General features: G+C 71.6%; 37 protein-coding genes. 1 reads left to right on the forward strand and 36 read right to left on the reverse strand.

What is annotated here, in order from left to right:
- Nucleotides 1-18: 18 nt before the first annotated feature.
- The 6 genes from ACJ9NR_RS09790 to ACJ9NR_RS09815 all read right to left on the reverse strand — a co-directional run bounded on the left by ACJ9NR_RS09790 (nucleotide 19) and on the right by ACJ9NR_RS09815 (nucleotide 5,453).
- The gene (locus ACJ9NR_RS09790) at nucleotides 19-1,065 is read right to left on the reverse strand and encodes a VG15 protein (protein ID WP_412487117.1); all 1,047 of its coding nucleotides are present in this window, start codon (nucleotides 1,063-1,065) and stop codon (nucleotides 19-21) included.
- Nucleotides 1,062-2,528: a phage portal protein gene (locus ACJ9NR_RS09795; RefSeq protein ID WP_412487118.1), complete on the reverse strand. Its 1,467-nt coding sequence runs from the start codon at nucleotides 2,526-2,528 to the stop codon at nucleotides 1,062-1,064. Before ACJ9NR_RS09795 ends, ACJ9NR_RS09790 begins: the two co-directional genes overlap by 4 nt.
- Before the next feature lie 12 nt (nucleotides 2,529-2,540).
- The gene (locus ACJ9NR_RS09800) at nucleotides 2,541-4,172 is read right to left on the reverse strand and encodes a hypothetical protein (RefSeq protein WP_412512687.1); all 1,632 of its coding nucleotides are present in this window, start codon (nucleotides 4,170-4,172) and stop codon (nucleotides 2,541-2,543) included.
- Nucleotides 4,159-4,626 carry a hypothetical protein gene (locus ACJ9NR_RS09805; protein WP_412487120.1) on the reverse strand — a complete coding sequence of 156 codons (468 nt, stop codon included), beginning with the start codon at nucleotides 4,624-4,626 and terminating at the stop codon, nucleotides 4,159-4,161. Before ACJ9NR_RS09805 ends, ACJ9NR_RS09800 begins: the two co-directional genes overlap by 14 nt.
- 294 nt (nucleotides 4,627-4,920) lie before the next feature.
- The gene (locus ACJ9NR_RS09810; RefSeq protein ID WP_412487121.1) at nucleotides 4,921-5,277 is read right to left on the reverse strand and encodes a holin; all 357 of its coding nucleotides are present in this window, start codon (nucleotides 5,275-5,277) and stop codon (nucleotides 4,921-4,923) included.
- 14 nt (nucleotides 5,278-5,291) lie between these two features.
- Entirely contained in the window at nucleotides 5,292-5,453 is a 162-nt protein-coding gene (locus tag ACJ9NR_RS09815) for a hypothetical protein (protein WP_412487122.1), read from the reverse strand.
- A 45-nt stretch (nucleotides 5,454-5,498) separates the two neighbouring features.
- On the opposite strand from ACJ9NR_RS09815, the gene ACJ9NR_RS09820 reads away from it, so the two are divergent.
- Nucleotides 5,499-5,660 carry a hypothetical protein gene (locus ACJ9NR_RS09820; RefSeq protein ID WP_412487123.1) on the forward strand — a complete coding sequence of 54 codons (162 nt, stop codon included), beginning with the start codon at nucleotides 5,499-5,501 and terminating at the stop codon, nucleotides 5,658-5,660.
- A gap of 50 nt (nucleotides 5,661-5,710) precedes the next feature.
- On the opposite strand, the gene ACJ9NR_RS09825 is transcribed toward ACJ9NR_RS09820, so the two are convergent.
- The 30 genes from ACJ9NR_RS09825 to ACJ9NR_RS09970 form a co-directional block, all read right to left on the reverse strand.
- Entirely contained in the window at nucleotides 5,711-5,920 is a 210-nt protein-coding gene (locus ACJ9NR_RS09825; protein WP_412487124.1) for a hypothetical protein, read from the reverse strand.
- A gap of 123 nt (nucleotides 5,921-6,043) precedes the next feature.
- Entirely contained in the window at nucleotides 6,044-6,244 is a 201-nt protein-coding gene (locus ACJ9NR_RS09830; protein WP_412487125.1) for a hypothetical protein, read from the reverse strand.
- Nucleotides 6,245-6,431: 187 nt separating this feature from the next.
- On the reverse strand, nucleotides 6,432-8,528 hold the full coding sequence (locus tag ACJ9NR_RS09835; protein WP_412487126.1) for an FtsK/SpoIIIE domain-containing protein: 2,097 nt from the start codon (nucleotides 8,526-8,528) through the stop codon (nucleotides 6,432-6,434).
- A gap of 86 nt (nucleotides 8,529-8,614) precedes the next feature.
- Entirely contained in the window at nucleotides 8,615-8,950 is a 336-nt protein-coding gene (locus ACJ9NR_RS09840) for a hypothetical protein (protein ID WP_412487127.1), read from the reverse strand.
- A 2-nt stretch (nucleotides 8,951-8,952) separates the two neighbouring features.
- A complete protein-coding gene (locus tag ACJ9NR_RS09845) occupies nucleotides 8,953-9,273 on the reverse strand; it encodes a hypothetical protein (RefSeq protein WP_412487128.1) in 321 nt (106 codons plus the stop codon).
- The gene (locus ACJ9NR_RS09850; protein ID WP_412488873.1) at nucleotides 9,270-9,446 is read right to left on the reverse strand and encodes a hypothetical protein; all 177 of its coding nucleotides are present in this window, start codon (nucleotides 9,444-9,446) and stop codon (nucleotides 9,270-9,272) included. The genes ACJ9NR_RS09845 and ACJ9NR_RS09850 overlap by 4 nt, the downstream gene beginning before the upstream one ends.
- Nucleotides 9,443-10,573: a conjugal transfer protein gene (locus ACJ9NR_RS09855; protein WP_412487129.1), complete on the reverse strand. Its 1,131-nt coding sequence runs from the start codon at nucleotides 10,571-10,573 to the stop codon at nucleotides 9,443-9,445. Before ACJ9NR_RS09855 ends, ACJ9NR_RS09850 begins: the two co-directional genes overlap by 4 nt.
- Nucleotides 10,570-10,929: a hypothetical protein gene (locus ACJ9NR_RS09860; protein WP_412487130.1), complete on the reverse strand. Its 360-nt coding sequence runs from the start codon at nucleotides 10,927-10,929 to the stop codon at nucleotides 10,570-10,572. Before ACJ9NR_RS09860 ends, ACJ9NR_RS09855 begins: the two co-directional genes overlap by 4 nt.
- A gap of 108 nt (nucleotides 10,930-11,037) precedes the next feature.
- On the reverse strand, nucleotides 11,038-11,247 hold the full coding sequence (locus ACJ9NR_RS09865; RefSeq protein ID WP_412487131.1) for a hypothetical protein: 210 nt from the start codon (nucleotides 11,245-11,247) through the stop codon (nucleotides 11,038-11,040).
- Between the two features lie 50 nt (nucleotides 11,248-11,297).
- Nucleotides 11,298-11,915 (reverse strand): hypothetical protein, encoded by a 618-nt coding sequence (locus ACJ9NR_RS09870; protein WP_412487132.1) that lies wholly within the window; start codon nucleotides 11,913-11,915, stop codon nucleotides 11,298-11,300.
- Nucleotides 11,912-12,508 (reverse strand): hypothetical protein, encoded by a 597-nt coding sequence (locus ACJ9NR_RS09875; protein WP_412487133.1) that lies wholly within the window; start codon nucleotides 12,506-12,508, stop codon nucleotides 11,912-11,914. The genes ACJ9NR_RS09870 and ACJ9NR_RS09875 overlap by 4 nt, the downstream gene beginning before the upstream one ends.
- Nucleotides 12,505-12,873: a hypothetical protein gene (locus ACJ9NR_RS09880; protein WP_412487134.1), complete on the reverse strand. Its 369-nt coding sequence runs from the start codon at nucleotides 12,871-12,873 to the stop codon at nucleotides 12,505-12,507. Before ACJ9NR_RS09880 ends, ACJ9NR_RS09875 begins: the two co-directional genes overlap by 4 nt.
- Nucleotides 12,870-13,169 (reverse strand): DUF6011 domain-containing protein, encoded by a 300-nt coding sequence (locus tag ACJ9NR_RS09885; protein WP_412487135.1) that lies wholly within the window; start codon nucleotides 13,167-13,169, stop codon nucleotides 12,870-12,872. The genes ACJ9NR_RS09880 and ACJ9NR_RS09885 overlap by 4 nt, the downstream gene beginning before the upstream one ends.
- Nucleotides 13,166-13,345, reverse strand: a complete 180-nt coding sequence (locus ACJ9NR_RS09890; RefSeq protein WP_412487136.1) for a hypothetical protein — start codon at nucleotides 13,343-13,345, stop codon at nucleotides 13,166-13,168. Before ACJ9NR_RS09890 ends, ACJ9NR_RS09885 begins: the two co-directional genes overlap by 4 nt.
- A complete protein-coding gene (locus ACJ9NR_RS09895; protein ID WP_412487137.1) occupies nucleotides 13,342-13,653 on the reverse strand; it encodes a zinc finger domain-containing protein in 312 nt (103 codons plus the stop codon). Before ACJ9NR_RS09895 ends, ACJ9NR_RS09890 begins: the two co-directional genes overlap by 4 nt.
- 15 nt (nucleotides 13,654-13,668) lie before the next feature.
- Nucleotides 13,669-13,929, reverse strand: a complete 261-nt coding sequence (locus tag ACJ9NR_RS09900) for a hypothetical protein (protein ID WP_412487138.1) — start codon at nucleotides 13,927-13,929, stop codon at nucleotides 13,669-13,671.
- An 82-nt stretch (nucleotides 13,930-14,011) separates the two neighbouring features.
- The gene (locus ACJ9NR_RS09905) at nucleotides 14,012-14,575 is read right to left on the reverse strand and encodes an Lsr2 family DNA-binding protein (protein ID WP_412512688.1); all 564 of its coding nucleotides are present in this window, start codon (nucleotides 14,573-14,575) and stop codon (nucleotides 14,012-14,014) included.
- Nucleotides 14,576-14,578: 3 nt separating this feature from the next.
- The gene (locus ACJ9NR_RS09910; protein ID WP_412487140.1) at nucleotides 14,579-15,007 is read right to left on the reverse strand and encodes a hypothetical protein; all 429 of its coding nucleotides are present in this window, start codon (nucleotides 15,005-15,007) and stop codon (nucleotides 14,579-14,581) included.
- On the reverse strand, nucleotides 15,004-15,849 hold the full coding sequence (locus tag ACJ9NR_RS09915) for a hypothetical protein (RefSeq protein WP_412487141.1): 846 nt from the start codon (nucleotides 15,847-15,849) through the stop codon (nucleotides 15,004-15,006). Before ACJ9NR_RS09915 ends, ACJ9NR_RS09910 begins: the two co-directional genes overlap by 4 nt.
- A gap of 20 nt (nucleotides 15,850-15,869) precedes the next feature.
- A complete protein-coding gene (locus tag ACJ9NR_RS09920; RefSeq protein ID WP_412487142.1) occupies nucleotides 15,870-16,688 on the reverse strand; it encodes a hypothetical protein in 819 nt (272 codons plus the stop codon).
- On the reverse strand, nucleotides 16,685-17,011 hold the full coding sequence (locus tag ACJ9NR_RS09925) for a hypothetical protein (RefSeq protein WP_412487143.1): 327 nt from the start codon (nucleotides 17,009-17,011) through the stop codon (nucleotides 16,685-16,687). Before ACJ9NR_RS09925 ends, ACJ9NR_RS09920 begins: the two co-directional genes overlap by 4 nt.
- Nucleotides 17,008-17,382 (reverse strand): hypothetical protein, encoded by a 375-nt coding sequence (locus ACJ9NR_RS09930; protein WP_412487144.1) that lies wholly within the window; start codon nucleotides 17,380-17,382, stop codon nucleotides 17,008-17,010. Before ACJ9NR_RS09930 ends, ACJ9NR_RS09925 begins: the two co-directional genes overlap by 4 nt.
- Nucleotides 17,379-17,681, reverse strand: a complete 303-nt coding sequence (locus tag ACJ9NR_RS09935; RefSeq protein ID WP_412487145.1) for a hypothetical protein — start codon at nucleotides 17,679-17,681, stop codon at nucleotides 17,379-17,381. Before ACJ9NR_RS09935 ends, ACJ9NR_RS09930 begins: the two co-directional genes overlap by 4 nt.
- A 113-nt stretch (nucleotides 17,682-17,794) precedes the next feature.
- Nucleotides 17,795-18,979: a hypothetical protein gene (locus ACJ9NR_RS09940; RefSeq protein WP_412487146.1), complete on the reverse strand. Its 1,185-nt coding sequence runs from the start codon at nucleotides 18,977-18,979 to the stop codon at nucleotides 17,795-17,797.
- Between the two features lie 66 nt (nucleotides 18,980-19,045).
- A complete protein-coding gene (locus ACJ9NR_RS09945) occupies nucleotides 19,046-19,300 on the reverse strand; it encodes a hypothetical protein (RefSeq protein WP_412487147.1) in 255 nt (84 codons plus the stop codon).
- Nucleotides 19,297-19,506 (reverse strand): hypothetical protein, encoded by a 210-nt coding sequence (locus ACJ9NR_RS09950; RefSeq protein ID WP_412487148.1) that lies wholly within the window; start codon nucleotides 19,504-19,506, stop codon nucleotides 19,297-19,299. The genes ACJ9NR_RS09945 and ACJ9NR_RS09950 overlap by 4 nt, the downstream gene beginning before the upstream one ends.
- A complete protein-coding gene (locus ACJ9NR_RS09955) occupies nucleotides 19,503-19,655 on the reverse strand; it encodes a hypothetical protein (RefSeq protein WP_412487149.1) in 153 nt (50 codons plus the stop codon). Before ACJ9NR_RS09955 ends, ACJ9NR_RS09950 begins: the two co-directional genes overlap by 4 nt.
- Entirely contained in the window at nucleotides 19,652-20,122 is a 471-nt protein-coding gene (locus tag ACJ9NR_RS09960) for a hypothetical protein (protein WP_412487150.1), read from the reverse strand. The genes ACJ9NR_RS09955 and ACJ9NR_RS09960 overlap by 4 nt, the downstream gene beginning before the upstream one ends.
- The gene (locus tag ACJ9NR_RS09965) at nucleotides 20,119-20,430 is read right to left on the reverse strand and encodes a hypothetical protein (RefSeq protein WP_412487151.1); all 312 of its coding nucleotides are present in this window, start codon (nucleotides 20,428-20,430) and stop codon (nucleotides 20,119-20,121) included. Before ACJ9NR_RS09965 ends, ACJ9NR_RS09960 begins: the two co-directional genes overlap by 4 nt.
- Nucleotides 20,427-20,729 (reverse strand): hypothetical protein, encoded by a 303-nt coding sequence (locus tag ACJ9NR_RS09970; RefSeq protein WP_412512689.1) that lies wholly within the window; start codon nucleotides 20,727-20,729, stop codon nucleotides 20,427-20,429. The genes ACJ9NR_RS09965 and ACJ9NR_RS09970 overlap by 4 nt, the downstream gene beginning before the upstream one ends.
- Nucleotides 20,730-20,761 lie beyond the last annotated feature (32 nt).

Raw genomic sequence — 20,761 nt, forward strand, 5'->3', positions numbered from 1 at the left:
CCGGGCGTTGCGTCCGGGTCAGGTCAGGTAGCCGAAGCGGCGCAGGAGCCGGATGGCGTCCTCGCGGTCCTCGGCCAGGCGGTAGATCTCTTCGGGCAGCAGGCGCGGGCTGCGCAGCTCGAAGCGGGGCAGGCCCTGCCGGGCTTCGATCCGGTCGCGGGCGAAGCGGATACCGGTGCGGGCCTCGGTGCGGGCGCGTTCGAGGCGGTAGAAGGCACCCCGGCGGGTGGCGCCCTCCCGGGTCGCGGCGACACGGCGGGCGTAGGCGTCGGCGGTGTACATGCCGCGGCGGGCGTTGACGACCTGGCTCATGCTGGCGCCGTCACGGATCGCGCGGGCCCCGGCCGCGGTGAAGATGCGGTCCTGCTCGGTGCGGGACAGGCTGTTGAAGTAGGCGTGCGGGTCGGTGAAGCCGCGGCGGCCGCTGTCCGCGCGCAGGCCGCGGTGCTGGTTGTGGGCGATCAGCGTGGTCGGCAGGTGAACGCAGTCACAGCGCGGGTGACGCTGGAAGCCCTTGTTCCAGCCGTATTCCTTGCCCGCGAGGATGATGCACCGGCTGCAGGCGGGCGGACTGACCACACGGACGTAGCCGTGGATCGTGCGGCGGCCCGCGATACCGGCGCCGACCGCCCCACGGCCGGCGTCGGCGACCTCCGAGCGGATGATCGTGGCCAGCAGTCCGCGTCCGGCGCTCAGCGCCTGCGCAGGCGTAGAACCGGCCTTGATGGCCTCGAACGTGGTGAACAGCGGCCGCAGCATCAGGGTGTCCAGGCTGCGCCCGTCGGCGGCCACTCCAGCGAACGCGGCCGGATTCACGCTCGCGTCGGCTCCTGCGGCGCTCTGGGCGCTGGCCACGGAATCGACGTACTCGTTCGCGCCGCCGGCCGCCGCCATCTGCCCAGCGGTCAGCACGGTGACGAGGCGCGGGCCCACCGAACTCCAGGAGCCCCGCAGATCGGTCGCATCCATCAGGCCCCACTCGCGCAGCGCTGACGCCATGGTGGCCGTGGCGACGCGCCGCTGCTTGGCGAGGTGGCGCTGCGCCAGGATCAGCGGGTCTGTCACGGCACACCCGCGTCAGCCGGAGCCGGGTTGGGTGGTGTCGGCCCGGGCGGGCCGCCGGCGCCGAGCATGGCCGCCACCGGGTCCTGCTCGGCCTCCCGGGCGCGCATGTCCATCAGCGTGGTGACCTCCGTCGGGGTCAGCCCGAAGCGCAGGGCCAGCCACTCGAACGGGAACCCGATCTGCTTCAGCTTCAGCAGGCTGTCGGTGAGCTGGGCGAGGTTGCGGGACTGCGGGTCCTTCCACAGCACCGAGCTGCTGGCCAGCGCCTTCGCTTTGTCTTCCTCGCCGCGGGCCAGGCAGATCAGCTGGAACACCTCGCGCAGCGCCTGCCCGAACCACAGCTGTTTCTCCTCGACCCGCTTGACCAGGCCGGTCTCGGCAGCGATCAGGGCGTCGCCGGACAGGTTCGCCATCCGGCCGATGAGGTAGTGCTGCGGCGTGCGGGTCTGGGCGGCGATGTGCCCCACCGCCACCTCGATGATGTCCGTGTAGGCGGTGAGCTGCGCGGCCGGCCACGAGTCCACCTTGGCCTCGGGGTTCTCCAGCCACAGGATGCGGTCAGTGACGAACTTCTTCAGGTCGATGGGCTTCTCGCCGACCTTCTGTCCGTTCGAATCCAGGATCGGAATCTTCGGGATCTCCGCCCCGGTCACGATGCGCTGGGTCAGCGACGCGTAGTCGGCATTCGTGAACAGCATCGCCCACAGCAGGTTGATAGCGTCCTGCATGGCGATGGCCCCGGACACGTCCGACACCGGATCGGACGCCAGGAGCGGCCGGTTCGGCAGTTCCACCATGGGCACCAGACCCATCGGGTTCGGCTGAGGATTCGGCTCGTCCCGCATCTCGCGGGGCGTCCACGAGTCCATGACCTCGTCGGCCTCGGCGATCTGCGGGGACTTCTGCTCCCCCATCGACAGGGCCCGCTCGAACTTCCACACCTCGTCAGGCAGGTACAGGGTGGCGAACTCCTTGTACCCGTCCTGCCACATCTTCAGGGCCGCGCGCCGCCTGCGCCGCGATCCCGGCTCGTACAGGACGACCGCCGAGGAGGCGTCCTCGAACGTGACGACCGGGGTCTCCTCGTCTGCCGGGTCGCCCCAGACGAGCACGAACGCGCGGGCGGCGTTGCCCGCGCCGAGGAACCCCAGCTGGCTGTCTGCGTCGAGGCCGTTGCGCTGCCACACGCCCCACAGGTCCTCGTCCGCCTTCGTCTGGCCGGGTACCTGCACGCCGGTCACCGTGAGCCGCTCCACAGGCGAGTCGGCCACCGGCTGAACCCAGTTGTCCGAGAACCCCTCGTACCGGTTGGCGCAGTACTTGCGGAACTCATCGGACGCGAACTTCAGCGGGTGCTTGCCGCGGTAGTACTCATCGTGCCGGCGCACCATTCCCGTGCGGGACGTCAGCTCAGTGGCCAGCACGTCCACCAGGCGCCGGGCCCGCTCCTCCGTCGTCGCCACGCTCGCCCCCTCTCATGCCGTGTAGGCGTAGTACGTCGGCGGCGGCGCAGCCTGCCCCGCGGCGATGGCGTCCTGCGCCGCCTCATGGGCGAGGACCGAACAAACGGCAAGGTCGATCTTCTGGTGCACGGCCGCCTTCCGCAGGACGTACCGCTTCGAGGGCCGGGCCGCCTTGCGCGCGTTCCGCACATGAGTCGATGTGATCTCGCAGCCGTCGTGCTCGAAGGTGCTGTCCTTCTTCGTGACGTCGGTCAACAGCTGCTCGCACGCGGCGTGCATCTGCACCACGCGGTTGGTGTGCCACTCGGTGACGCGCTTCTCGCCGAAGCTGGCCTGCCAGGCGGCGACCTCGCTGGTCCAGTACGGCGGATCGACGTAGGCGCGCACGATGTCGTACCGCTCGAACATCTCCCGGAACGCGGTGTCGACCTCAAGGCGCGGCACCTGCCCTTCCCACTCCTCCGGGTCCCAGACGCACAGACGGCGATCCGGCCCGTACAGCGGAGTGAACTGATAGCCGTCCAGCGTCTCGGCCCGCAGGCCCGTCCAGTCGTCCACGTCGGAGCCGTCGAAGCCGAGGACGATGCGGGTACCGTCCGGCACCACCCGGAGGGCTTTCCGGGCGTCCCAGCGGTCCTGCTGAAGCCAGGTGCCCATGCCGGCCACGATCCGGTTGCCGTAGAAGCGCTCGGCCTCCGCCGGCTCCTTCTCCAGCAGCTCGGTGGCCTCGCCCTCGATGGAATCCAAGTCGATATGGTCGCTGCCCTCGTACACGGCAGCGTGGATCTTCCGGCGCTCGGACTTCTTGCTGTAGTCCAGGCCCTTGGGCGGTAGCCGGTGGTACCGGTATACGTCCTTGACCTTGGTCTCCGCCGTCTTCTGCGCAACCGCGTTCTCGGTCGGATCCCACGCGTTCGTCGTCTCGAGCGACCGCCCCGACATGCCTGCCAGGCCGCGGCGTTGCGTCGTCGCCACCTTGGTCATCCCGTTGCCGTCAGTCCAGATGCCCGTCTCGTCCTGCACAGCGAACGTGATCGGGTTGCCCAGTCGGCTCTGGGCGCTCGAGGTGACGACATCGATACGGCCGTCTCCTGGCAGCCGGATGAACTGCTCCCCCACCTTCATCACTTCGCGCAACGGCCCGTTGCGGATCATCGCCTGAAGCGGACGGTAGGTGTTGTCAGTCTGGTCCTCGGACGTCGCCGTGATCTGGATCAGCGGCTGGTTCCACGGCCGGCCCATCGGCTCGTCCGGCTCATACTCGTACACCCAGCCGCAGTCACAGCGATGGTCGGCGCACCGGTACCGCTCGCCGCCACGCGCCCATCCCCCGAAGAGCACCGGCCCGACCGCCTCTGCGGCCACGATGGACGCAGCCCACGGCCCCTTGCCGGACTTCTGGGGGGCCACTGCCTGGGCGCGCCGGTAGTGGAACGCCGTGGCCAGCTGCCCCAGTTCGGCATCCGGCTTGACCCGGTAGAGGTTGGCCGTGATGCGCAGCTGCCAGTCGTACATCTGGAACGGCTGCGGCTTGGTCTCGAGGCCACCGACCGATTGCAGCTTGCAGTGCCGGGCAATCCAGTCCGGCACCACGTACAGCGTGGGGAAGTCGAGCGACCAGGTGCCGTCGTCAGCCGCTACCACCGGACACCGCCCTCAGCCGAGCGCGCGCCGAGGTCGGTTCGATCTCCGGCGTCGGCCTGGCCGGCGTCCCCTCGTCATCGCGGCGCCGGTCGATGCGCCACCGGTTCGCCCGCATCCCCGGGGTCGACAACCCGAGGGAGTCACCCATCTGCCGCACCAGCGTCGACAGGGCCACAGAGGAATTGCGCCCCTCGGCCTCCGCCAGCCGCCGGACGTACAGGGCCACCTCGAGGTCCTGGCCGTACCGCTCCCACATCAGGGCTTGCGGCATCTCCCACAGCCGCTCCCACAGTTCGGCCTCGCGGCCGGTCTGCTCGTCGAATGGCCAGTCGGGCGTTGCGCCCTGGCGGCCCTCGGCGGGCAGGATCGTCCACTCGCCGGCGTCCCGTTCGCGCCGCAGTGCGTCGGGATCGGGGGCAGGACCGGACCTGCTGCGTGCTCCGCCTTTCGGCATGTTGATCACTCCACCTTGGCCGCGTTGCGCGGCTGAAGCGTCGTCACCTTGCGTGACGACTAGCATGATCATCAGGACCTCTGAACCCGGCAGACCAGGGAGCCACCTCCCCGGCGGTCCGGGCGTCTAGTTGATCAAGGGGTCACCCCCCACCTGATAATGACCCAGAGTGACGAACCCGAGATCATCGATCTTGATGCGGTCACGCTGTGCGACAGCCGGCCAGCACGATGATCACGAAGCTGGCCAGCGGCCTCGATCAGTGCTCTGACCTGGGGCGTTGCGCTGCGCAGGTCACTGGTTCCAGCCGCCGGGCTGGTGCTTGGCGGTCTCGCTGCTGTGGCACGGGCCGCACAGCCCGCGGCCGTGGCGCGGATCGTTGGGGTCGAGGCCTCGGTCGATGAGCTCGCGCCGGCTGAGCGGGTGGTGGTCAGCGTGCACACTGGGTGCCTGCCGGCACAGGGTGCAGATGGGATCGCGGGCAAGGACAGCAGGTCGGAAGCGCTGTTCGTGCTGGCTGTCGTAGCCGCGCTGGCGGGCGGTGCCGCGCTCCCTCTCGGCTGCCCTCCGGTGGCGGGGACAGCGTCCGCCCTGGGTGTACTCGGGGCAGCCGGGGACGGAGCACACCCGGAGGCGCTTGGGCTTGGGCACGGCGTCTCCGTCTCTCAGACGCGCTCTCGCTCGCGCAGCTGCACGGCCATGTTGAGCCAGGAGTCTGCGATCCCTTCCAGGCGCTCCATGAGCGGCAGGTTGGTCAGCTCGAGCTCGGCTCGTTCCAGGAGTCGGGCGGCGTTGGCGAGGGCCTGTTCCTCGGTGGGTACGGACACGAGAGCCTCCGCTCGGTACGGTGTCCGGACTTGGGGGTGGTGAGTGTGGAGAAGCCGGACGCGCGGCTTGGGGTTGTCGCTGCTGGAGTGGTGCTGATCATCGGCTGCCGAATGATCATGTGGTGGCCCGGTGTGATCATCGGTGCTGCTGTGGTGCTTGGCGTGCTGGTGCCGGAGGCTGCGAGGTGGGCGCAGCGGCGCCGTTGAGCACGACGAAGCCGGGTCGGGTGAGCAGTCCGGCCCGGCTTCGTCGTGAGCTAGAGGTGCGGGATGCCGTGGGTGAGGGAGAGCCGGGTCAGGCGGGCTCGCTCTTGGACGGCGGCGGGTAGCTCGACGGGCTGCGGGCCGCAGCATCCCTTCAGGCAGGTGCTGTGTCCTTCGGAGACGAGGTGGACGTGCTTGCCTTGGCGGGCGAGTTGGTGGGCCGCTTCGGTGGCGCTGCGGGGCGCCGTGAGGGTGTCGGGCATGGCGCCTCCGTGCACGACGAAGCCCCTCGGGTGTGGTCACCGAGGGGCTTCGTGTGGGTCATATGGGGCCCGTGTGCGGGCATGGTTGTACGCGGAGATCGTCACACAGCGTCTGACCTGGGGTCAAGCTGCGGCGCGTGCGGCGCGTTTGGCGGCGATGGCGGCGACGTCTGTTGCCCGGTAGGTGGGGTGGCGTTCGGTGCCGCCGGAGCGGGTGAGCTGGCCGCGGTAGACGAGGTTGCGGAGGGCGCCGGCGGTGATGCCGAGGGCGGTGCGGGTCTGTTCGGCGGTGAGGTGGCCGGGCGGGACGTAGAGGTGCTGCATGCCCCCATGATGCGGCAGTGGTGTCGCCTGCGGGGTGTCTCGGCGAGCCCGGTTAGGGGCCCGTTCGTGGGCCTGGCGGGTGGGGCCGAAACTCGAAACTTGCCAGCTCAGGGCCGACATCGGGGGCGAAACCGGTTTCGGATCAAGGTGAAACCGCGGGCTTGATCCGAAACCGGCTCGGAGGCTCCTACTCGCTGTCCTCGGCGGGCGGGAGATCGGCGTAGCGCAGCCCCTTGGCGCCGCCGCAGCAGTCGCGGATGGTGAGCTGCCGGGTGGAGATCTTGAAGGGCTTGAGGGCGGCGCTGAGGGCGGTGGAGGCGGCGGCGGCGTCCATCTCGGTCCACGGCTTGTACAGGTCCGGGCGCAGCCGGGCGAGGGCTTCGACGAGGCGGTGGGAGTGCACGGACTCGACCCCGTCCGGCCATACGGCGCGCAGGTGGTCGGCCACGGTCTCTACGTCGCGTTCCTCGACGGTCGCGCCGACGGACTGCCCGGACAGGGTGCCGGCCGCGGTGCGCAGTGCCAGGGCGCGCTTGGCGATGTCCTCGGCCTCGGTCTGCTTGATGAAGGCGGCGCGGACGGTGATGCCTTCGCGGCCGCGGGCGAGGATGCCGGTGCCCTGCTCGTCGATGCTGATGTCGGTGGCGCGCAGGCCGCGGTCGTAGGCGCCGGTGCCGAGCACGTTGTTGTTGGCGCGCCAGTCCATGACGGCCAGGCACAGGCGGGTGCCGACCGAGCTGGAGACGCTGCTGGGCAGGGAGGGGGCGTCGGGGTTCTGGGTGAGCAGGATCAGGATGATGCCGTAGGCGCGGGCCTTCTTGATCAGGCGGGTGGCGAGGACTGCGGCCTCGTCCTTGTAGTCGTCGTGGGTGAACAGCTCCTGCACCTCGTCGATGACGATGACGCGCGGGCCGAGCTGCTGCTCGGGGTACTTCTCGGCGAGCGCGCGGGTGACCTTGCGCCCCTCGGGGACCTCGGAGGCGGGCAGGGAGCGCACGAAGGCGGCGCGCCGCTGGTACTCGGCGATCCCGGAGCGCATCCCGGCGAGGGCGGCCTCCAGGTCCTCGTCCTCGTCACCGGAGACGTAGCGGTGGCAGATCGGCTTGACGGAGTCGAGGTCGCCGGAGCCCTTCAGTTCGTAGATCCACAGTTCGGCGGTGGGGTCGAGGGCGACGCCGAGGACGATGGCGAGGGCGCACGAGGTCTTGCCGGAGCCGGGGATGCCTCCGACCAGCAGGTTGGAGTACATGAGGGTGATCTCGATCAGGTTGCCGCGCGGGTCGAAGCCGTAGGGCAGCGGCTCGTACACGTCGGCCTGGCCGTCCTTCATCAACGGCCACAGCTTCCGGCCGGCCTTGGCGGGGTCGCGCTGGGCGACCCACAGCACGAGGCGGCCGGGGTGCGCGGTCCTGTCGGCCTCCGGCCAGACGGTGCTGATGGGGCGGCGCATGGCGGCGGCGAGGGCGGCCCGCTTCTCCAGCACGGCGGTGGCCTCGACGCCCGGCGGCAGGTCGACCTCGGCGCGCCAGCCGGGCCCGTCGCGCATGACCTCGGAGGCGAACTCGACGCCGCGCTTGCCCTTCTTGCCCTCGATGCCGATCGCGGCGAGCGCGTCGAATACCTCGGTGGAGTCGAGGCGGCGCAGCACGTTGGTGGCGACGTAGCGGGTGATCAGGGGCTTGTCGCCCTTCTTCCCGGCGAGGCCGACCAGGGCGGCGGCCCCGGTGTAGGCGGCGAGTGTCCAGCCGGGTACGAGGAAGCAGGACACGGCGGTGGTGATGCCGGTGAGGGTGGCGACGGCCAGGGAGGCGATGCGGCGCGGGCGGACGCGGCGGGAGTGCTCGCGGGACAGGGTCAGCCAGGCGTCGATGTCGGCGGTGGTGGCGGCCTTGGCCTGGACGGGCCGGGCCTCGGTGTCGGCGACCCATTTGCCCCAGCGGACGAGGAGACGGCCGGTGCCGCGCGGGGCGCGCAGCAGCAGGCGGGCCAGGTAGACGGGCGCCCGGACGGTGTGGAAGCCGGTGAGGTGGGCGTAGTAGGACACCGTCCAGCGGGCGGCGGTGGCGAACTCGGCGGCGTTGCGCAGGAAGGTGGGGATGACGGGCGGGGCTTCGGCCAGGTAGGCCTGGCGTTCGGCGATCCACGTGCCGGCGGGCGGGGCCTCGGTGGGCGGGTCGACGGGCCGCGGCTCGGCGTCGTGGACGACGTCGATGATGGTCTCGGTGAGGGTGTCGGCCATGTCGGGCGGCGGGGTCTTGTGGAGCTGTACGACGTTCTCGGTCATCCTGTGATCTCCGGGTTGTTCTGTTGGGCGGTCCGGGCCCGGGGACGGCGACGGCTTGCCGGCGTGGCGCCGTCCCCGGGGCGTGGCTAGCGGTATCGGCGCAGGTCGGCCTCGATACGGCGGGCGGCCCGCTCGTGCTCGTGCATCTGCTGGCGGGCGTCGGCCCGCTCGCGTCCGCTGCTGGCGCGCATGGTGGCCTTGGCGTTCGCCGCGGCGGTGCGGGCCTGCTGCAGGCGGGAGCGCAGGGCCGCGACCTCGGCCTCGCCGCGTTCGGCGCCGCGCTGCTCGATGCGTTCCATCTCGGCCTTGATGCGCGGGTCGATGGTGTCGGCGTCGCGGTCTCCGGCCATGGACTGCTTGGCGGCCTTGGCGATCAGCCAGGCCATGCGCCGCTTCTCGGCGCCGGTGAACGAACTGGGCACGGTCACTTCCCCTTCTGGAAGTCGCTGAGCATGGAGCGCAGGACGAGCAGGCAGGCGGTCACGGCGACTGCGCCGACCGCGACGGCCACGGCCAGCACGGCGGCCGCCATGGCGAGTGCGGTGAGCGCACCGGCCCCGGCGATCCCGAGGACGACGTAGCTGGCGGGGATGCCGCGCCGGGCCGGGGCCGGCGGCGGGGCGGGCTGGGGCTGCGCGGCCTGCTGGGTGGCGAGGACGGCGGCGACGATCCGCGCGACGTCGGTGTTCGCGGCGGCCTCTCTCACCGCCTGCTCGGCCTTGTCGAGGGGCGTGGGCTCGGTCATCGTGCCCACCTGCGGAGCCAGGGCGCGCGCAGGCCGACGGCGACGCCGATGGCGAACACGATGACGGCGGTCTTGGCGAGGACGGCCGCGAGGATGGCGGCGGCCAGCGCGAGGGCGGGCGGGTAGAGGAGCAGCAGCCCTAGCAGGGCGCCGAGGATGAGCCAGCGCATCACGCGTATCCGCCTTCCATGGGCTCGGCCGGGCGCTCCGGCTCGGTCTTCTTCGCGGCCCTCGACAGGGCGGTGCGGACGTAGGGCTCGGTGACGACCAGGCGGCGGTGCCGCTCGACGTGCTCGACGATCTCCCGGGCTTTCGCATCCGGTCCGAGGGCTGATGCGGCCTCGATGACGGCGGCCTCCAGCGTGACGGGCTCCAGCTCGCCGATACGGGCGCTGACCTGTTGATGCGCGTCCGTATCCGGGCGGTCGACGGTGTACTCGGGGGGCTGCTGGCCGAGGACGAGGGCGACGGCGACGGCGTCCACGGGCAGGCCGTAGGTGCCGAGCAGGTGGGCGAGTTCGGCCGGGGGCGCATCCGGTCGCGCATCGTGTGCGAGGCGGATGGCGTCGGCGGGGTCCATGTCGGCGAAGCGGGCGCGGAGGACCTCGGTGGCGGAGGCCGGCCGGGGCTGCCCGGTCGGCTGTGCCGGGGTGGTGGCGGGGGCTGTGCCGTACATGGATGCGAGGGCCGCATCAGCTCCTTCGCGGACCCGGTGGCGCTGGACGTCGACGAGGCCGGCGCCGAGTTCGGTGTCGCCGACTCCGACGTAGCGGGCGAGGCGCCAGTACTGGCGCACGGCCCACTTGCGGCGGCGCTTGCTTGGGTGGCCGTCGGCCACGGCCCGGTTGAAGGCGAGCTGCCGGGCGGCGTCGGCGTTGCGGCGCTGCACTTCGGCGTCCACGCCGGTGCGGTAGACGACGATCGAGCGGGCGATGAAGCCGAGGCCTTCGGCGGCGAGGGACATGGCGAGCGGGGTGGCCGCGTAGACGGCGGCTTCGCGGGCGTCGCTTGCGATGGACAGGCCGATGCTGCTGGCGGAGAGGGGGGCGAGCCACATGCCGCCGCGGACGACGGCGGGTGTGGCCATGCCGAGCATGGTGCGGCCGAGCATGACCATGGCCAGGATGAGGGTGAGTCCTTCGCCGGCGGCGACGACGCCGGCGGCGGTGGCCTGCCGGTGGAAGGCGGTGACGGCGTTGCTGTAGGTGCCGATGCTGCCGACGGCTCCGACGGCGACCATGGCGACGGCGGCCGTACCGAGGACGAAGGCTTGACCGCGGGTGAGTTCGCGGGTGGTCATCGGCGCTCACCGCCGGCGGCCTGGAAGACGCGGATGGCGGCGCCGTCGGGGGCGGTGGGCAGGGCGTAGACGCGGCCGCCCTTCAGGTGGGCGAGCAGGCGGGCGGCGTGGTACTCGCAGCCGTCGGCGCCGTGGTTGTGGGCGTCGAGGACGGTGACGGAGACCGGGCCGCGGCACGGCGTCGGGTCGGTGGGGAAGGTGGCCGGGCAGGCCCGGGCGGACGTGTCGTACTGGCCACGATGGCGCAGCGGTGCGGTGCTGGCGTAGTCCTCGCGGCACTGGCGGTGCAGTTCGGCGAGGGTCCGCGCTCGCGCGGAACTTGCGGCCCGGTCGGGGCGCGCGACAAGATCGGCCATAGCCGATGCCTCCTGGTTAGGTCAGGAAGGGGTCGGTCAGGGAGTCGGGGTGGTGCGCGCGCCCTCTGGTGTTCCAGCACCTGAGGAGCTGCTGTCCCGGCTCCCGTTCTATTTCGTTGTGTACTTCTTGATCGCGTTTGCGACGGCCGTCCAGCTGAGGCCGAGATCCTTCGCCAGCTTGTAGACGCTGCCGAGTTCGTCGGCCCCTTCCTTCAGGGCTTCAGCTCTTCGCTTGCGGGCCTGCTCCGCTTGGAGTTCGAGCTGTTCCAGCAGCTCATCCTCCGTGCGGATGCGGTCCCGCCATGGGGGTGTTTCCACCTCTCCGAGGCTATCACACCCTACCTTATGCACAACGGGGCCTGTGATAGTCATGCGGGCTCCGGCTGGTAGTGCAGCAGCAGGAGCAGGTCCTGCTCGCTCTCGTACCGGCAGTGGCAGGACGGGCACTGCAGGCGGGACTCCCCCATCCGGTGCGTGATGGTGGCCCCGCACGCTGTGCCCTGGTCGTCGACGATGGCGATGCACTGGCCGATCGTCTTGCGCTTGGGGACCGGGTCGCCGACGACCGCGCGGGCCTGCCGCTCGAGGGCGCGTACCTCGCTCGCCAGGTCGCCGGCCCGCAGGTAGTTGGCGACGATCCAGTCGAGTTCCATGGCCAGCCACCGGCAGTCGGCGGCGAGGCCGGCAGGTGGCGGCGGCGAGTGCTGCGGCCAGCGCACGCGCTGCACGTCGACGCGCCAGGAGTGCACGATCGTCATCATGCTGCCGGTGGTCATCTCGTCCAGGACGTCTTCGTCCAGCGGCGACTGCGGGCCGGCCGCACCCTTCGTAGAGACGATCTCGCCCCAGCCGCCGCGGCGCGGCACGAGGCACTGGACGAGTTCGTCGTAGAGGGTGGGCAGGTCGGCAAGCCGCTCGGCAAGCTTGAGGGCGTCCCGCTTGCACAGGTGGCCGTCCGTCTCGTCACCGCACAGTCCGCAGGTCATGTCTGCGCCCCGTTCCGCTGCTCCCCGGCGGCGGTAAGGTCCGTCAGCGCCTGCGTGTCGTGTGCCGTCACGTGCCCGCATGGCCAGGGGTTCCAGCGGTGTCCCGGTGGGGCGGGCTGCGGGTCAGCCTCGTACCCGGCGCCTGTTATGCGCTCCACGGCCGCGTCCCGGTGGATGGTGCAGGCGTAGATCGTGCCGTGGTGGGTGCCCAGTGCCCCTGGGCCCGGAGTGCTGGCCGATACGAGCAGGGAGGCGCCCGCGTTGCACTCCCATCCGGCGTGCCCGTCCGCCGAGGCCTGCCCTGGGGTGGCGCGCAGTTCCTCGGCGTAGCGGCGGGTGGATTCCTTCACGGGCCACGGGGCGTCCTGCGCCTCGGCCCGGCAGTCTGGGCAGGTGCCGGAGGACCATCCGGCTGCGAACGCCGCGCGACGGGCTGCGTGCTCGTCGGGCCACATCCCGGCCCGGGCTGCGGTGGGCTGGGGTTCGAGCGCGGCCAATGGGATGTCCTCGCCGGGCTCGTAGCCGTCGGGAATGGACAGCCAGCGGCGGCAGGGGCCGGAACACCGGACGCGGTAGACGAGCTCGACGGTCATCGGTTCTCTCCGCTCTGCTGCGTCGAGTCGGCCGGCGTCGCCTCCCGGCTGTCGATGTCGGTGACCATGGCCTGGCACACCGCGGCGAGTTGGACCAGTTCGACGCGCAGCTTGGCGAGGTCACGTTCGGCGCCGGCCTCGTAGGCCTCCTCGAGGAGGATCGTCATCCAGCAGCGCTGGTGCGGGTCCTCGTTGGTGTCGCGCATGGCGTCGGCCAGCTGCTCGAAGAGGTGCTGGTTGTTCGGGCCGCGCAGGATCGGGTGCCGCTGGTCGCCCCACTGCTCGAGCTGGCGTTGCCGTTCGGCGTCGACGGCCTCGGCGAAGTCGCGCATGCCGGGGGTGATGAAGAGGGTCGGGTAGCTCACAGGAGGGCTCCTGTCGGTACGTCGGTGATGGTCCGGCTGGTGTCGGGGTCGTCGTCGTCCTCGTCCTCGTCGTCCCAGAGTTCGAGGGCGAGCTGGCTGGGGCGGCCGGGCAGGGCCGCGGGGTGAGGGAGCGCGACGGGTGTGCCGTGGCGGCGGGGGCGGGGCGTCAGGAGGCCGCGTAGGCGCTCGCGGCAGACGGGCCCGAGGCGGAGCCGCCGGGACTCCTCGTCGCGCAGCTCACGCCCGCACGCCATGCATGACGCGGTCTCTGTGGCCGCTCCGTCCCCGCCCGTCACGCTGCTGCCTTCTTCCGGGGCGGGTGCTTGCGATGGTTAGGGGCTCCGACCGCGTCGCACAGGTCGGCCCAGTGGCGGTCCTGCTCCTGCTCTGTCCACAGGCTGTGGGTTCCGTCTGTGCGTTCGAGCCGCACGGGGATGGCCTCCTGCAGGAGGCGCTCAAGGGGCGTGCTCACGCGAGGGTCACCTTCGCTTCCTGGATGCGGCGGGCGTGGACGCCGGCGAGTGGGATGCCTTCCTTGTGGCAGGGGATACCGGGCTCGACGGCGCAGGTGGGGCAGCAGGCGGTGGTGCGGGCCCATGCGGCGATGCGGGCGGGGTGCAGTTGCTTCAGCAGGCGGCCGTTGACGCGGACGATGCACGCCTGGTGCGGGCGGGCGTGGCAGGGTTCGTGCGGGCAGGGGACGGAGCGGGCGGGGTGTGCGTGGGCGCGGAAGGCGTGGCGCAATGTCGCGGGCATCGGGGCGCCCTGGTGGTGTCCCATGGGTCATCTCCTTGGTCAGCTCGTGGGCCACAGGAAGAGGGCGGGCACCGTGCCGTAGGGTGCCGGGCCCCAGTCGTTCTCGGGGTTCTGGGCGCGCATCTGGTCGGTGGCGTACCAGTCGCCGGTGTAGGTGTTGTGGGCCTCGTACAGGGCGTCGTCGATGACGGCGAGTGGGCTGAAGCCGTTGCCCTCGGCGCTGTTGGCGAGGACTACGGGCGTGTCTCCGGGCAGGTGGTCGAACGTGGCGAGTTGCTGACGGAGTTCGGCGAGCGTCATGCGCTGTGCCTTTCGTGGTTGGCGTGGGAAGGTCGGGGGTGCTGGCCCGGCGCGGTACGAGCGCGCCGGGCCGTGCTCGTGGTCATCCGGCCTGCGGCAGCGACTCGCGCCAGGCCTCGACGACGGCTTTCGGGACCCGGCCGACGGGCGGGCAGTCGAGACCGTTCTCCTTCGCCCAGGCGCGGACCTCGGCCGCCGGGTACTCGGCGGGCTTCCGCGCCCTCTTCGGCTTGGCCGGCGTCAGCTCGGCCTCACGCGACCGGAGTTCGGCGAGGCGCTTCTCCAGCTGCTCCGCCTCGGTGGTGATGGCGGTCAGCTCCTGGTCGGCGGCGTGCCGCTGGCGGAGGCCTGCGAGGGCTGCGCGGGCGCGCGCGGACTGGTCGCGGATGTCGGAGTCCTCGTGCTGGTCTGCCCAGGCGAGGAGGTGGCCGACGGGCATGGCCTCGGCGTGGGCCTGGGCGATGGGCTTGAGGCGGACGTCAGCGCTGGCCTTCGGCTGGGCATCGGCCGGGAGTTCGGGTGCTGCGGTCATGGGCGTGTGGGTCCTTTCGTCATCGGGGAGGCGGAGGCGGTTGTGGCGGGCGGCTTCGGGGCCGCCCTGGGTGTCGATCTCATCGAGGAGGCGGCGCAGCGCGGCGATGGTCACGGCTCACTGGCAGATCACGCAGCGGTGGAAGGCGTCCGTCGACTCGTGGCACGCGTCGATACAGCGCCCGCAGTACGGCGTGGCGGCGTACCGAGCCGCGCCGTCGTAGCGGGTGTCGGTGGGGTCGAATGGCGTCCGGCACTTCCCGCACCGCGGTTCCTCGGTGTCGGGGTCGGCGTCTGCGGCCTGGTGGGCGTCCGCCTTCCAGGCCGGGTCGCTGCTGGGGGCGGGGAGCAGTCCGCCGGCCACGGCCGCCCGCATCCACTCGCGGGCTTCGGCGATCAGGGCCTCGGGGTTGTTCTTGCCGAGCTTCAGCCAGTCGGTGCGGCTGCCTCCGGTGCGCATGCGCCAGGCGGCTTCGGCGAGGTGGCGGATGCGGGGGTCGGTGGCGTAGTGCACTGCCTCGGCGGCAGTGGGGTCGAGCAGGGTCATGCGCTTTGCCTTTCGTGGTTGGTGGTGACGAGGTGTTCGCAGCGGGCGTGCACGCGGCGGTCGGGGCGCTGCGGGTCGGGCATGATGCGGCGGTCGCAGCCGGGGCAGATGCGCCACGTGGTGTGGTCGTTGGGGTTGGGTTCGTGGGATTCGGATTGATCACCGGTGCGCCCAACTACCTGAGGTTTGAAAGAGACCTCAGCCCCGTCTTGGGAACCCCATGGGTAACCCCCTGGGTTGTTCGGGGGGCGGTCCCCCGAACCGTTCGGGGGGCGGTCCCCCGTTCTCATTCGGGGGGCGGTCCCCCGTTCTCCGTTTTCGTTACCGCCGGTAGGTTCGGGGGGCGGTCCCCCGTTCTCGTCCGTCTCAAGTTCGGGGGACCGCCCCCCGTTCTCCTCGGTCCACGGGGCCGCCTTCCGCCCGGCGTCACGCTTCTGCCGTGCCTCCTCGCGGGCCCCCTTCACGCCCTCCAGGTAGGCCACCGCGGCGGACCAGTCCGGGGCTGGCGCGAGGACGATGGCGTACAGGGCGGAGCGGCCCCGGCGGCGCTCTCCGGCGACGACGACCCCGGCGCGGATCGCCGCCTCCAACCGGTCGCGGGTGTCCTTCTCATCGGCGCCGGCGGCGCGCGCGATGTCCTTGATGCGCATGGGCTTGCGGTCGCCGTGGAAGCGGAGTTCACCGGAGGCGTTGGCCATGGAGCGGAGCGCGTAGAGCAGGGTATGCAGGTGCGCCCGCTTCAGCACGGCCGGCATGCCGGGCACCCACTTCCACGCGAGCGCGTTCCCGTAGGCGTTCGGCACGCTGCCGCTCGCCGGGGTGGCCTGCTCCTCGGTGCTCACTGAATCTCTTCTCAGCTCGTTCAGGCTCGGGCGGTGGTCAGGGCGCGGCGGGCCTGGGCTTCGTTGCGCAGGCGGCGCCGGTCGGCGGCGGCCTGGCACCGCGGGCACATGGGGATGCCCTGGTCGGTGTGGGCACTGATGCCGCGGGCCGTGCCGCAGTGGCCCGTCCAGTCGGGCAGGGCAGCCGGGTCGTCGATGGTGTCTTCGTCCCAGGCGCCGACCGGGGCCCATCCGGCGTGTGCGGCGCGGGCCTTGGTCCTGCCGATGTCGACCAGGCGGGCCCCGTGCTCGGCCGGGTCGGCGTTCCACAGCCGGTCGTAGAGGTCGCGAACGCGGCGTGCCGTGCGCACGATCACGGTGTCCGCGTTGATGAGCCGGGAGCAGTTGGTCGACGTCATGCCGAGCTCGGCGGCCAGGCGCTCCTGTGACCAGCCGGCGGCGACGAGGGCCTGGAGACGTCGGACGGTGCCGACGGCGCTGACGATGACCGCGCCGCCCAGGTTGTCCAGCGTGGGCTCGACAGCGAGGACCGCGGCGGCGAGCGCCGGCCGGAGCTTCTCCTGCGGACCGGTGCCCCGCTCGGGGCGGCCGTTGAGGATGGACTGCAGCCGCTTACGGTCGACGTTGGCGGCAGTCGCGATGGCGCGCAGGCCCATGCTGCAGGACTGCAGGTGCCGGATGTGGACGCGTACCGGTTCGGCGTCGACCCAGGGCTGCCAGGTCCCGGCGATGATGGCCTTGTCCCGGTTCTCGTTGTACCGGCTGACGGCGTAGCCGCACACGTAGCAGCGGCAGCCGTCGAGCCGGTAACGGGCGTAGCCATGCGGGCGATCGCTCACGCCGACTCACCGCCCTCCTGCTCGTCGCTGCCAGGCGGCGGGCCCAGTGCCTCGAAGAGCCGGGCGAGGCCGGCCTTCACCTCCGGGTCGTTGGCCACGAAGGCGTCCAGGTGGTCGTCGAGGTCCTCGAGGAGACACAGCGCGTCGGGGCCGACGTCGTGTTCGTCGTCAAGGCCGGGCCCGGTCAGCCCGACCCGCTTGCGGGCGGCGGCAGCGCGCTCAGCCTCGGTCGGCTTGTCGTCCCGGCACAGCCGGAACAGGAGGCCGGCGAGGGCGGCGATGAGGGCCGCGTAGGCGAGGTTGGCGATCGTCTCCCCGCTCATGCCGTGGCCCCGTTGCGGTAGGTCGCGGTGCCCTGCCAGGCGCGGCACAGGGACCGGTGGACGGTGGCCCGCCGGGACTGCTGAACGCCAGCCGGTTCGATGACGCTGGCGCGGGCCGCGCGGAGGAACGCGGGCCCCCACCGGTTGGGGCTGTCGGGCTCGTCGACCAGGCCCTCGGCGATGAGGTCGGCGGCCTGGAAGACGGTGCCGCGGCGGGCCATCAGCTCGATCGCGGCGGCGCACGCGTCCGCCCACTCCGGGCTGGTGTGGGCCCGGGCGGCGGCCATGCCGTCGGCCTTCGCCGTCTCCCCGGCGGCCGGGCTGACCGTGCCCTGTACAGGCTCGGGGAACTGCAGCTGCTGGGTCGTCATCGGCCACCGCCGAGCTGCGGGAACTTCTGCAGGGACAGGGAGCGGCAGGGTTCGCGCAGGCACATGTCGAGGAACAGCGGCTGGTCCTGGTGGGCCTGCTGGTGCAGGGCGTTGAGCGCGCTGTGGAGTTCGTCGGCGGCGCCGTGCGGGTCGCCCTTGCAGCTGTCGGCTCGGTGCAGGCCGAGGTCGTCCAGCTCGTCGTCCTCGGACTCGGCGAGGTAGTCGGCGAGGTAGTCGGCGATGTCCACCTCGACTTCGGTGGCGACGGTGACGTACCGACTGGCGCGATGGGTCTTCATCTGCTCTCCAAAGGGTGTGGGGTGCCAGGGCCCCGCCGGGCGGGGGAAGGTGGCGGGGCCCTGGCTGGCCGCGGAGCCCTGAACAGGGGGAGGCTCGGCAGCCCTTCAGGTGGTCAGCTGGTGGCGGCCTCAGCGGGCTCGGGCTTCACGGCGACCCACGTCTGCTCGTCCTTGTCGAAGCGGACGTGCGGGTTGTCGTCGATGTTGAAGGCGATGCCGAAGTTCTGCGCCACGTTCAGGCCGGCGGCCAGCTTGAGCGCGGCCAGCGACGGCTCCTCGGCGTTCCGCTTGCGGATCGCGGCCTCGTAGTCGTCCTGCCACTTCTGCGGGTCTCGGCCTGCGTCCTTGGCCGCCTCCCACGCGAACTCGCCCAGCTCGCCGGAGTCGAGTTCGTCGGCGGTCTCCATGACCACGGACTTCGCCGCGCGCGGGTCGACCTGGTACAGGGCGTCGAGGTAGCGGTAGGCCATCCAGTCGGCGACCCCAGCGCGGATGTGCGCGTAGAAGGCGTCACGGTCCTCGTCGAAGTGGCTGGTGTCGAAGGCGTTGCTGGTCGAGCGGAGCACGCCGCGCAGCAGTCCCTCGGTGGTCTCCTGCACGTCGGTGGTCGCCTCGAACCGCGGCCGCTCCGGCACGGGGATGCCCGCCATGTCGGCGTCCTTGGATCCGGCGGCGAGCGTCCAGCGCCAGGAGTCGGAGGCGCTGGCGAGCGACTGCATCGAGACGGAGGACGCGTTGCCGCAGCGGACAGGCATCTGGGCGCCGATGAAGTCCTCACCGAAGAGCACGGCGGGCTTGTCGTCGGCGGTGAAGCGGACGCGCAGGATGTGCTCGGTGCTGGCGAACCGCTGCAGGAACTCGGTGTTGAAGGCCGGGAACAGCTCGCCCTCGGCGGTCTGGGCGGTGGCCTTGCGGAGGATGCCGCGCCAGTCCGGGAACTCCTGGCCGAGGGTGACGGCGATGTTGAGGCCGGTCTGCGGGCCTTCGAAGATCAGCCGGTCCTGCATGGCCTGGACGGTGACCCACTCGGAGCCCTGCATGGAACTGGCCCACTCGCGCAGCGGCTGCAGGTACTTGGCGGGGAGGGTGTGGGCGAACGGCTCCTGAACCTGGTCGGCGCCGGTGAGGCCGTAGCGGGCGACAGCCAGGGTGTGGGCGTCCGAGGCGACCGCGTACAGATAACGGGTGTCGGCCTCGAGGCGGATGCCGTGCAGCTCCTCGTGGTACTCGCTGCCGATGTGCTGGCGGGTCTGGTCGATGAGACGACCGAGCTGATGCGCGTTGATCGTGATGGACACGAAGTCTCCTGTGATGGATGCCGGCCAGGCGGGACAGGTCACCGCCCGGCCGGAAGAGGGATGGGATCAGGCGATCTCGTCGAGCGGATCGGGGCGGCAGCCCGCGGCGGACTGCCAGGCCTGCCACTCCGGGACGGTGGCGCGCGGCGCCGAACGAGCCGGGTCCGACAGCGCCTGGGCGGCAGCGAGCGCGAGCGTTGCGTGGACCTGCGCCTCGGCAAGGAACGACATGTCCTCCCGGCCTCCGCGCTCCTCGGCGGACAGCGCCTCCGCGTAGCCGAGGAGTTCCTCGGCCTGGCGGTAGTGCTCGGGCCCGGTCATGCGGTTCCTCCCTGGGTGGTCTTGGCGTGGCGGCCGTGGTGCCTGTCGTCGGGCGGCGGGTGTCCGTGGCGGGCCCAGTGCGGTAGGTGCTGCTGCCGCAGATGGGTCGCGGCGCGAGCCAGGAGATCGGGCAGGTTGCTCGCGGCGTAGGCCATGAACACCGCCCAGACGCAGGCGACCCACAGCAGCCAGGTGGTGACGCTCACAGGAAGTCACCCGCCTTCGGCTGGGACTCCGTCTCCTTGTGCTCGGCGCCGGCGGCGAAGTCGTCGGGGATGTCGACGAGGCCCGCCTCGATGGAGGCGATGAGGTCCGGGTCGGTGATCCACGCGGGCACCGTGGGAGAGCGGCTCACGATCCCGCCCCCTGGCGTGCGTCGGCGTCGTCGCTGGCGTGCTCGGCGAGCAGCTGCTGCACCTCGCCCATGTCGGTGCCGTACCGGGCGACAGTGCGGAGCGTGCGGACCAGGCCGCGGAGCATGGCCAGCTCGCCGGGGTACGCCTCGCCGGGAGTGGCATCGGCCGCGGTGCGGCTGCTCTTCTCCTCGACCTCTTCTGCTGCGGCGGTGAGCGCTGCCGCCCACTCGGCCTGCGTGACCACGTCCACGTGACTCAGCGCGATGCAGGCGCTGTGGTTCTCGACCCACACCACGTCCGTGTGACCGCCAAGGACGGAGGCTGCGGAGCGGGTGCGCGTGACCAGGCGGGTGGCGCTGGGCGCGTCTTCCGGGCGGGCGCCCGGGTAGGCGAACACCAGCGTGCCCACCGGGTAGGCGGCGTTGAACTCGGCGGCGCTCAAGCGGCCCGGGTGGGTGGCGCTCATGCGTCATCACCGCTGTCCCGCACGGCCTTGAGCCGGGCGATCTCCTCGCGGGCCGCAGCGAGTTCGTCCTCGGCGGTACGGCGCCGCTCGGCGTCCGCCGCCAGCTGGTCGCGCCACTGCTGCACGCCTCGCAGGATCGAGTCCGCAACCTTGAGCTGCTCGTCGACGGACAGTTCCGACCGCATCTGGAGGTTGACGCTGCCGCTGTGGCCGCCGTCGGGGTGCACGTACAGCGTGGGGTTCGGCACGCCGGAGCCGCGGGCGTCGGCGTTCGCCTCCAGAAAGAACGTTGCGTTGAAGTAGCTCACGCCGTCACCTCGGTAGCGTCCACGCTGTCCGGGCCGAACGCCTGCAGGGACACCTTGGTACCGGCCCACTGTCCGTAGACCGAGTAGAGCGGCGTGCCGTTCACGTCGTCGACGTGCATCCTCGCTCCCAGCGCGGCGGCCATCGCTCGCGCGGCGCGCTCGGCGTCGGGGCTCTTGTGCTCGACCCGCGGCCACAGTCCGTCGCGGTCGTCGATCTCCCAGTTGATCGGGAGGGCGGCCAGCTCCTGGTGTGCGGCCAACAGGGTCAGCACGAGGGACGCCCTGTGCAGGCGGATCATCGGCTCTTGGGTAGGCTGTTCGGTCACGGTGA

It is taken from the genome of Streptomyces sediminimaris (assembly GCF_047049295.1).
In the GTDB taxonomy this organism is placed as follows: Bacteria; Actinomycetota; Actinomycetes; order Streptomycetales; family Streptomycetaceae; genus Streptomyces; species Streptomyces sediminimaris.